Below are 8791 nucleotides of genomic sequence, written 5' to 3' on the forward strand. Positions count from 1 at the left end.
CGGTCCGGACCGGCCGCAGGAGGGCGCGTCCCGGCGGCCGGTCCGGACCGGCCGCAGGAGGGCGCGTCCCGGCGGCCCCGGACGGCGGCGGGCCGGGCGGGCCGGTCAGCCCGCGGCGGCGGTGGAAAGCGGAAGGGGAGGCGCGGCTTCGGCGCCCGCGCCGTCCGGCATCAGCTCGGCGGAGACCCCGGGGACGTCCGCCTCCGCGGGATCCTCACCCGCCGGCACCATCCCGGCGGCGTACGTGACCAGGAGCGCGGCTGCCGTGCACCCCACCCACGCCGCGGTGTACCGCAGCTTCATGCGCCCCACCTCACCGACGACGGACCGGGTACGGACCGTCCTGAGCACTCCGTACCGGACCGACTCTAGCCGCCCCCTCCGACAATCTCCGAGTCGGTTTCCCGCCGCCTTCACGCGGGACCCGTTGACTCTTCTTTACGCGCGAGTAAGTTGGCGTTTCCGACACCCGAAACGCCGGACCGGGAGCGCGCATGGGCGTACGCAAGGAGATGAAGCGGGCACGGCGGAGCATGGGCGGCCAGGCCGTCACCGTCGAGACCGTCCGGGACGAGCACGGTGTCGTGCGCGAGGCGCGCACCCCCGCGCCGGCCGCGCCGCCCGAGCGCGGCAGCATCGCGGACCTGCCGTTCACCAACGCCGCCGGGGCGCCGGAGGCCGTGGTGCTCCGCCGCCGGGGCGACGACGGCACCTGGACGCCCGTGACCGCCGAGGAGTTCGCCCGCGAGGTGACCGCCGTCGCCAAGGGCCTGATCGCGGCCGGCCTGGAGCCCGGCGGCGCCGTCGCCGTGATGTCGCGGACCCGCTACGAGTGGACCCTCCTCGACTTCGCGGTCTGGGCGGCCGGCGGGCGCACCGTGCCCGTCTACCCGACCTCCGCGCCGGACCAGGTGGAGTGGATCGTCAGCGACTCCGGCGCCCGCTTCGCCGTCGTGGAGACCGGGGAACTCGCCGCCACCGTCCTGCGGGGCGACCACCCGGAGCCCCTGCGGCTGTGGGAGATCGACGGCGGCGGCATCGCCGAACTCACCGCGCTGGGGCACGGGACGCCCGACTCGGCGGTGACCGAACGGCGCGCCGCGCTCGGCCCCGGGAGCATCGCCACCCTCTGCTACACCTCGGGCACCACCGGCCGCCCCAAGGGCTGCGTGCTCACCCACGGCAACCTGCACGCCGAGGCCGCCAACACCGTCGAACTGCTCCACCCGGTCTTCAAGGCGGCCACCGGCCAGGCGGCCTCCACCCTGCTCTTCCTGCCGCTGGCGCACATCCTGGGCCGGACCATCCAGATCGCCTGTCTGATGGCCCGCATAGAACTGGGCCACAGCCCCAGCATCAAGCCCGACGAACTCCGGCCGCTGTTCCGCGAGTTCCGTCCCACCTTCCTGGTCGGCGTGCCGTACCTGTTCGAGAAGATCCGCGACACCGGCCGGGCCACCGCGGAGAAGATCGGCCGCGGCGCGTCCTTCGACCGGGCCGAGCGCCTCGGGGTCCGCTTCGCCGAGGCCCACCTGCGCCGCTTCCTGGGCCGGGGCGAGGGGCCCGGCCCCGCCCTGTGGGCCGGCTGGGCGCTCTACGACCTGCTGGTCTACCGCCGTGTCCGCAAGGAACTCGGCGGCCGCCTGCGGTACGCCATCAGCGGCGGCTCACCGCTCGACCGCGAGCTGAACCTCTTCTTCTACGCCGCCGGCGTCCTGGTCTACGAGGGGTACGGACTCACCGAGACCACCGCCGCCGCCACCGTCGTCCCCCCGCTGGAGCCGCGCCCGGGCACGGTCGGGCGGCCGGTGCCGGGCACGGCCGTCCGGATCGCCGAGGACGGTGAGGTGCTGGTCAAGGGCGGCATCGTCTTCGGCTCCTACTGGAACAACCCGGAGGCCACCGACGCGGTGCTGCGCGACGGGTGGTTCGCCACCGGTGACCTCGGCGCCCTGGACGAGGGCGGCTACCTCACCATCACCGGCCGCAAGAAGGACCTCATCGTCACTTCCGGGGGCAAGAACGTCGCCCCCGCGGTGCTGGAGGACCGGATGCGCAGCCGGCCGCCGGTCGGCCAGTGCATGGTGGTCGGCGACAACCGCCCGTTCGTCGGCGCGCTGATCACCCTCGACCCGGAGGCGGTCGCCCACTGGCTCTCCGTGCGCGGCCGGCCGGCCGACACGCCGATGTCCGAGGTGATCCGGGACGAGCAGGTCCGCGCCGAGGTGCAGAAGGCCGTCGACCACGCCAACCAGGCCGTCTCGCGAGCCGAGTCGGTCCGCGCCTTCGTCCTCGTGGAGGGGGAGTGGAACGAGGAGAACGGCCTCCTGACGCCCTCGCTCAAGGTCAAGCGGCACGCGGTCGCCGAGGTGCACAAGGAGCAGATCGAGCAGATGTACCGCACGTCCTCCTGACACATCTTGCTGGTTTGTCACACAAAACCCGGCATTCGAGTGAATTCCGGGATGGTGCGTTCTGCGGAGTTTCCTCCTGGCGGTCACCTCGTTCTACTTCTCGGCAGGTCATGGTGCGAGCCGTACCAGTGAGCTCGCTCGGATCCGGCCGACACACTCGGTTCCGGCCGACACAGGGGCATGACCGTTGAGAAGGGAAACTTCATGAAGAAGAGCGTTGCTGTCGTAGCGGGCGCCCTGATGGCGGCTTCCATCGCCGCCCCGGCCTTCGCGGACGCCGAGGCCGAGGGGCAGGCCGTCGGCTCCCCGGGCGTGGTCTCCGGCAACGTCATCCAGATTCCGGTCGAGATCGCGCTGAACGTGTGTGGCAACACGATCAACGTGGTCGGTCTGCTGAACCCCGCCATCGGCAACGTCTGCGTCATCAACTGACGTACCGGCCACTCGGCTGCACCCGGGCCGGCTCCGGCGTGCCCGCGGGGTACGCCCGGGCCGGCCTTCTCCGATTCTCCGAGCAGGAAGACCTTCAGTAGTGCGACAGTCTCTGAGCAGGGGCGCGGTCATGGCCGCAGCCGCAACCGGCCTCCTCGCCGCCTACGGCGCCCCGGCCTTCGCCGACTCCGAGGCGGAGGCGCAGGCCGCCAACTCCCCCGGTGTCGTGTCCGGCAACGTGATCCAGGTGCCGGTCAACGTGCCGGTGAACGTCTGCGGCAACACGATCGACATCATCGCCCTCCTCAACCCCGCGATCGGCAACACCTGTGTGACCGACGTCGAGGTGGACGACGAGGACGGGCACGGAAACCCGGGCGGCGGCCACCAGCCGCACAACCCGCCCGGTCACGGCCACGACGACCCGCCCGGCTACGGCCACGACGACCCTCCGGGCAACGGGCACGAGAACCCTCCGGGCAACGGCCAGGACAAGCCTCCGGCCCCGGGCCAGGAGAACCCGCCGAAGGGTGACCAGAACCCGCCGAAGGGTGACCAGACCCCGCCGGCGGACGACGAGGAGCCGCCGACGAAGGACAGCTCGGTGCCGCCCGCCCCGGCGCCGCACGGCAACGACGGCCCGCAGCTGGCCGAGACCGGTGCCGCGGGTACCGCAGCCGCGGCCGCCGCGGCGGCCGCGCTCATCGGCGGCGGTGCCCTCCTCTACCGCCGAGGACGCGTCGGCTCCTGCTGACCCGTCACGGCACGCCGGCCGGCCGCCCTTCCGCCCTTCGCGCGGAAGGGCGGCCGGTCCGTGTGACGGGTCGTTTTTCGGACGCGTGCGGCGTGACGGGTTTCCCCGGGGGCCGTGGCTCGTTGGGCACGGAGAGTCGAAAGCCCGTCGTGGGGGCGCGCGTCGTCGTGCCGCCGCGGCATGAAAGGAACACGATGAAGTCTCTGAAGGCAGCCGCCGTCCTCGTCGGTTCGCTGGCCGCCGCGGCCGGTGTCTCCGGGACCGCCTCCGCCGCCGAGGAGCCCGGCTCCGCGCTGGGCTCGGTCACCGAGCTGGCGGGTCCGCTGATGCCGATCCAGCACCAGAGCGGTGGGACCCTGCTCGACACCGAGTCCGAGGGCTCCCCGCTCAACGCCGTCAACGGAATGACGGAGCAGTTGAACAAGAACGGCGGCGGACTGCTCGGCGGGCTCCCCGCCGGCGCCTGACGCACGCCGGAGGACCACCGGCCGGGCCGGATTCCGCCGGAAGGCGGGACCGGCCCGCGCTGTCTTTCCGACCCCCACCGCTTCCCCTCCCGCGCCGTTCCCTCCCCCACGCCGTTCCCTCCCCTCACGCCGCCCCCGCGCAGCCCCGCCCCGGCCGGGGCCTTTCGCGCGTCACCGTCCCGGACCTGGAGAACCACGATGTCCGTCCTGAGGAACCGGCGGGGCGCCCTGCGCGTTCTGCTCGCGACGGCGTTCGCAGCCGTGACCGCCCCGGTCGTCGCCGCGGCCGCCCCCCGCCCGCGGACCGCCCCGGCCCCCGCGGAACGCGGGGGACACGCGCACCGGGACCCCCGCCGCCGGCCCGGGGCGCCCGGGGCGGCGGACGCGTACGGGGCACCCGGCGCCGAGGCGGTCTTCGACGAGATCTACCGGGGCCGCAGGATCCACGGCTTCCGCGGCCGCACTCGCGTCGCCGCGCCCGGCGACGGCGTGCGGTGGCACGTCACCGTGGACGACCGGCCGCTCCACCTGATGCGCCGCGCCGACGGTTCGTACCTGAGCACGGTCGACCACTACGGCTCCCACCCCACCCCGCGGGAGGCGGCCCGGGCCGCCGTGGACCAACTGCTGCCGGGCGAGCGGCTCAGCGGTCTCTCCCACGGCTTTGGGGCCGGCGCCCCGGTGCCCCCGGGTGCCGGCGGAGCGAGCCGGGGAGGCGGTCATGGCGTACACGCGTAAGAACGTCAGCAGGCTCACCACCGGCGAGCGCCGCCGCTTCGTCGGAGCCGTCCGGGAGCTCAAGCGCCGCGGCGGGTACGACCAGTTCGTGCTGACGCACGTCGACCACTTCGCCCCCGACGGGGAGAGCGGACTGCGCGCCGCCCACATGACACCGTCGTTCCTGCCCTGGCACCGCCTCTTCCTCCTGGAGTTCGAGGAGGCGCTGCGGCGGATCGACCCCGCGGTGACGCTTCCCTACTGGGACTGGACCAGGAACCGCGCCGCCACCGGTACGCCGTGGACCGACGACCTGCTGGGCGGCAACGGGCGGCGCTCCGACCGGCAGGTGACCACCGGGCCGTTCTCCCGCCGCGAGGGCTGGGTCCTCGAGGTCAACGTCACCGACGCCGACTACCTCACCCGCGACCTCGGCCGGTCCCACGACCCGATCTCCCTGCCCACCGAGCGGGACGTCGCCTCCGCGCTGGAGGACCCGGTGTACGACACCGCGCCCTGGGACTCCACCGCGCCGGGCGGCTTCCGGAACAAGATCGAGGGCTGGGGCCGTGGCACCGGTACCGCCTCCTGGCGCAACCACAACCGGGTCCACCGCTGGATCGGCGGGACGATGCTCGGCGCCGCGTCCGTCAACGACCCGGCGTTCTGGCTCCATCACGCCTTCGTCGACCTGCTGTGGACGCGCTGGCAGCGGCGGCACCGCACCGCCCGCTACCTGCCGGCCCGGCCGCCGGGACCGCGCGACGGGCAGTACGGCCGCGTCGTCGCCCGCGGGGAACCGCTCCCGCCGTGGGACCTCACCCCGGCCGACGTGGAGAACGTCGCAGAGGTGTACGTCTACGCCTGAGACGCCCGGTACGCCTGGTACGCCCGCCGTGTCCGGCAGCCGGCCCCGGCGCCGGCCCCGGTCGTGGCCCCGGACGCGCGGGAGGGCCCCGGCGGGGAAACCGCCGAGGCCCTCATCGCATTACCGCAAGAGCGGAACGGCGAGGTCAGTGACCGTAGCCGTGGCCCTTGTTGTGGCCCTTGTGGTGGCCCTTGTCGTCGTTCTCGAACTCGCTGTCGATCGCGCAGAAGTTGCCCGCGGCCGGGTTCAGCAGCCCGATGACGTTGATGGTGTTGCCGCAGAGGTTGATCGGCACGTTGATCGGAACCTGGATCACGTTGCCGGAGATGACGCCCGGCGAACCAACGGCCTGGCCCTCGGCCTCCGCGTCCGCCAGCGCCATGCCGGCGCCGCCCAGAACCACAGCACCCGTGCCGAGAGCGACAACGGCAGCCTTCGCGATGCGAGACATCACGTACTCCTTCTTACTCGGTGAGGACGGCAGCAGGTCAACGCCGCCGCACTCCCCAATCAACGCGCCTCTGTCGTCCGGGTAACGGCATGGTTCAAGGCAATCACCCGTTTTGAACAGGAGGCCGTCCTGGATGGACGTTCCGAGCCGCCGAACAGGCGGAACACGGCCACCGGACGGGTGAATGGGGGTTTCGGGGAGGAACGTCCCCCGCCCCCGAAGGGTGCGCATCCGGACGGCCGTTCGGGTCCCGGTGCGCGGGTGGCGGAGGATTCCCCGCCCGGACTCCCCCGAAGAAGTCCCGGCGGTGTGCCGTGTCCGCGGAGCGGCGCGTTCCGCCCGGCCGGGCGCGCACCGCGAGGGAGGCGGGAGGGGCGGGGTGCGCGGGAACGCGTCGGCGCGCGTGCCGGTCGCCGCCGTCCGCGGCCCACGGAAAAGCCCTCCCGGGAAGGGAGGGCGGAGACTTGCGCCCCCGGCAGGACTCGAACCTGCGGCCAAGCGCTTAGAAGGCGCCTGCTCTATCCACTGAGCTACGGGGGCCGGTGTGGTGGCCTCTGTCGTCGTGCCCGGGTACGGGCGTGTCCTGACGGTGCCGGGGACAAGGATAGGCGTCCCCTCTCCGCGTCCCCATCGCCTCACCTCCGTACCGCGATGTGGAGGTTCGGTGAAGCGATTCCTGATAATTCCAGGCAGTGCTGATTCGCGCAGCGCTTTTCGCGCCAGACGCGCCGGGTGTTGTGCACTCGTTATGCGTGCGGCCCGGCCGCCCCTTCCGTTCCTGAAGTCCACGGCACGCAGACGCGCCCATATGCTTCAGAAAGTCCGTAAAATTGGGCATTCTTCACATGTGGTGACCTTGGACGTACGGCCTCAGCTGCTCGACGCACTCTCCGCCCTGCGCGACCGCGTCGCCGCCGCACGCTTCCCGCTGCCCCTCGAGGGCGCCCCACGGGCCCGGGCCAACCGGGAGGAACTGCTCGCCCAGCTCGACGACTACCTGGTGCCGCGCCTGCGGGACCCGGGGGCGCCGCTGCTCGCGGTGATCGGCGGCTCGACCGGCGCGGGGAAGTCCACCCTCGTCAACTCACTGGTGGGACGGCAGGTGAGCGAGGCGGGGGTGCTGCGCCCGACCACCCGCACGCCGGTGCTGGTCTGCCATCCGGAGGACTGTCACTGGTTCAGCGGCATGCGGGTGCTGCCCCGGCTCACCCGCGTGCAGGGCGGCGGCAAGGACCCGGCCGACGAACCCGCCCTCTCCCGGCGCCGGCAGGGCGGGCGTGCCCCGAGGGCCGGGAGGGGGGACCACCAGGGCGGCGCCGTGGCGCAGCGGGTGCTGCGGATCGAGACGGCGGAGACCCTGCCGCGCGGCCTCGCCCTGGTCGACACCCCGGACGTCGACTCCCTCGTCGCCGAGAACCGGGCGCTGGCCGCCGAGCTGATCTGCGCCGCCGACGTCTGGATCATGGTCACCACCGCCTCGCGGTACGCCGACGCGGTGCCGTGGAACACGCTCCGCGTCGCCAAGCAGTACGACGTCACCCTGGTCACCGTCCTCGACCGGGTGCCGCACCAGGTCGTCAACGAGGTGTCGCTGCAGTACGCCGCGCTGCTCACCAAGGCAGGGCTGGGCGAGGTGCCCCGGTTCACGGTGCCGGAACTGCCCGAGTCGGCCGCCGGCGGGGGGCTGCTTCCGGCCACCGCCGTGGCGCCGCTGCGGGAGTGGCTGACCCGGCTCGCCGAGGACCCCGCCGCACGCGGGTACGCGGTGGCCCGCACCGCGCGGGGCGTGCTGGACTCGCTGCGGACCCGGATGCCCGAGCTGGCCGGAGCGGCGGCCGCCCAGTACGCGGCGGCGCTGCGGCTCGGCACCGCCGTGGAGAAGGCCTACGCGAGCGAGCACACCCGGGTCCGCGGCCGCATCCAGGCCGGGGCCGTCCTCGCCGGGGACGCGTTGAAGCGGTGGCGGGCCTACCCGCTCGACTGCGACCCCGAGGAACTGCTCGACGCGCTCTGCGACGGCCTGACCGAACTGCTGCTGTGCGCGGTCACCGCCGCCGACGAGCGCGCCGACGAGACCTGGCGGCGGGAGCCCGCGGCCGGGGCGCTCGGCCCGCGCGGTGACGATCCGTCGGAGGACGGCGAGACCGCTGAGCACCGCATCGGGATGGCCGTGCGGCGCTGGCGGCGGGAGATCGAGGAGTACGCCGAGGACGAGGTGCGCGAGCTGGAGCGGGCCGCCGCGCCCGATCCGGAGGTGGTGGCCGCGCTGGCCGTCACCGCCCTGCTCGGCGGCCGGCGGGCGCGGTCGTCCGGCGAGCGCCTCGCCGAGCGGATCGGTCCGCACGGGGCGCTGCGGCTGCGTGACAGGGGAGCGCGGCTGCTGACCTCGCTGGTCGAACGGGTGCTGGGGGCCGAGCGTGAGCGCCGGCTCGCCCCGCTGGAGGCCCTGGACGTGCACGCCGAGCCGCAGGCCGAACTGATCGCCGCGCTGTCCGTACTGCAGAAGGAGAGGTGACCGGTGAGCGCCGTCGCCGACCAGGACCCCACGGACCGCCCCGAACGACCCGAACCCGAACCCGGGAAGGAGGGACCGCCGGCCGGCCACGCCGGGAGCGCCGGCGCCGCGGCCCCGGCCGGCGGGGCGGACGACGCCCGGCCCGCCCGGTCCCCCCGGCCCGCCGAGGAGGC

The 8791-nt window shown here is 73.8% G+C and carries 9 protein-coding genes and 1 tRNA gene; 7 read left to right on the forward strand and 3 right to left on the reverse strand.

Annotated elements, in window-relative coordinates; all coding sequences use genetic code 11:
• Positions 1–105: 105 nt before the first annotated feature.
• Complete coding sequence (locus A2U95_RS14015) at positions 106–303, reverse strand: hypothetical protein (RefSeq protein ID WP_166022449.1); 198 nt, start codon at positions 301–303, stop codon at positions 106–108.
• Positions 304–494: 191 nt separating this feature from the next.
• On the opposite strand from A2U95_RS14015, the gene A2U95_RS14020 reads away from it, so the two are divergent.
• The 6 genes from A2U95_RS14020 (at position 495) to A2U95_RS14045 (ending at position 5652) form a co-directional block, all read left to right on the forward strand.
• Complete coding sequence (locus tag A2U95_RS14020; RefSeq protein ID WP_166022451.1) at positions 495–2414, forward strand: AMP-dependent synthetase/ligase; 1920 nt, start codon at positions 495–497, stop codon at positions 2412–2414.
• A gap of 204 nt (positions 2415–2618) precedes the next feature.
• Entirely contained in the window at positions 2619–2846 is a 228-nt protein-coding gene (locus A2U95_RS14025; protein ID WP_166022453.1) for a chaplin, read from the forward strand.
• A gap of 130 nt (positions 2847–2976) precedes the next feature.
• The gene (locus A2U95_RS14030) at positions 2977–3600 is read left to right on the forward strand and encodes a chaplin (RefSeq protein WP_240957319.1); all 624 of its coding nucleotides are present in this window, start codon (positions 2977–2979) and stop codon (positions 3598–3600) included.
• Between the two features lie 194 nt (positions 3601–3794).
• On the forward strand, positions 3795–4067 hold the full coding sequence (locus A2U95_RS14035; RefSeq protein ID WP_166022456.1) for a hypothetical protein: 273 nt from the start codon (positions 3795–3797) through the stop codon (positions 4065–4067).
• Positions 4068–4265: 198 nt separating this feature from the next.
• Positions 4266–4805, forward strand: coding sequence for a tyrosinase family oxidase copper chaperone (locus A2U95_RS14040; protein WP_166022458.1), 540 nt, complete (start codon positions 4266–4268; stop codon positions 4803–4805).
• On the forward strand, positions 4789–5652 hold the full coding sequence (locus A2U95_RS14045) for a tyrosinase family protein (protein WP_166022460.1): 864 nt from the start codon (positions 4789–4791) through the stop codon (positions 5650–5652). The genes A2U95_RS14040 and A2U95_RS14045 overlap by 17 nt, the downstream gene beginning before the upstream one ends.
• A 145-nt stretch (positions 5653–5797) precedes the next feature.
• Here A2U95_RS14045 and A2U95_RS14050 read toward each other — a convergent pair whose 3' ends face one another.
• Complete coding sequence (locus tag A2U95_RS14050) at positions 5798–6103, reverse strand: chaplin (protein WP_166022462.1); 306 nt, start codon at positions 6101–6103, stop codon at positions 5798–5800.
• Positions 6104–6570: 467 nt separating this feature from the next.
• Positions 6571–6643 (reverse strand) — tRNA-Arg (locus tag A2U95_RS14055).
• 307 nt (positions 6644–6950) lie between these two features.
• On the opposite strand from A2U95_RS14055, the gene A2U95_RS14060 reads away from it, so the two are divergent.
• Positions 6951–8618, forward strand: coding sequence for a dynamin family protein (locus tag A2U95_RS14060; protein WP_166022464.1), 1668 nt, complete (start codon positions 6951–6953; stop codon positions 8616–8618).
• Positions 8619–8791: the final 173 nt, after the last annotated feature.

Origin of the sequence: Streptomyces chilikensis, assembly GCF_001642695.1 — a bacterium.
Classification (GTDB): domain Bacteria; phylum Actinomycetota; class Actinomycetes; order Streptomycetales; family Streptomycetaceae; genus Streptomyces; species Streptomyces chilikensis.

Bases quoted from the DNA above. Each gene is read 5' to 3' on its own strand.
- A2U95_RS14015 (WP_166022449.1), bottom strand. From the start codon at position 303: ATGAAGCTGCGGTACACCGCGGCGTGGGTGGGGTGCACGGCAGCCGCG.
- A2U95_RS14020 (WP_166022451.1), top strand. From the start codon at position 495: ATGGGCGTACGCAAGGAGATGAAGCGGGCACGGCGGAGCATGGGCGGC.
- A2U95_RS14025 (WP_166022453.1), top strand. From the start codon at position 2,619: ATGAAGAAGAGCGTTGCTGTCGTAGCGGGCGCCCTGATGGCGGCTTCC.
- A2U95_RS14030 (WP_240957319.1), top strand. From the start codon at position 2,977: ATGGCCGCAGCCGCAACCGGCCTCCTCGCCGCCTACGGCGCCCCGGCC.
- A2U95_RS14035 (WP_166022456.1), top strand. From the start codon at position 3,795: ATGAAGTCTCTGAAGGCAGCCGCCGTCCTCGTCGGTTCGCTGGCCGCC.
- A2U95_RS14040 (WP_166022458.1), top strand. From the start codon at position 4,266: ATGTCCGTCCTGAGGAACCGGCGGGGCGCCCTGCGCGTTCTGCTCGCG.
- A2U95_RS14045 (WP_166022460.1), top strand. From the start codon at position 4,789: ATGGCGTACACGCGTAAGAACGTCAGCAGGCTCACCACCGGCGAGCGC.
- A2U95_RS14050 (WP_166022462.1), bottom strand. From the start codon at position 6,103: ATGTCTCGCATCGCGAAGGCTGCCGTTGTCGCTCTCGGCACGGGTGCT.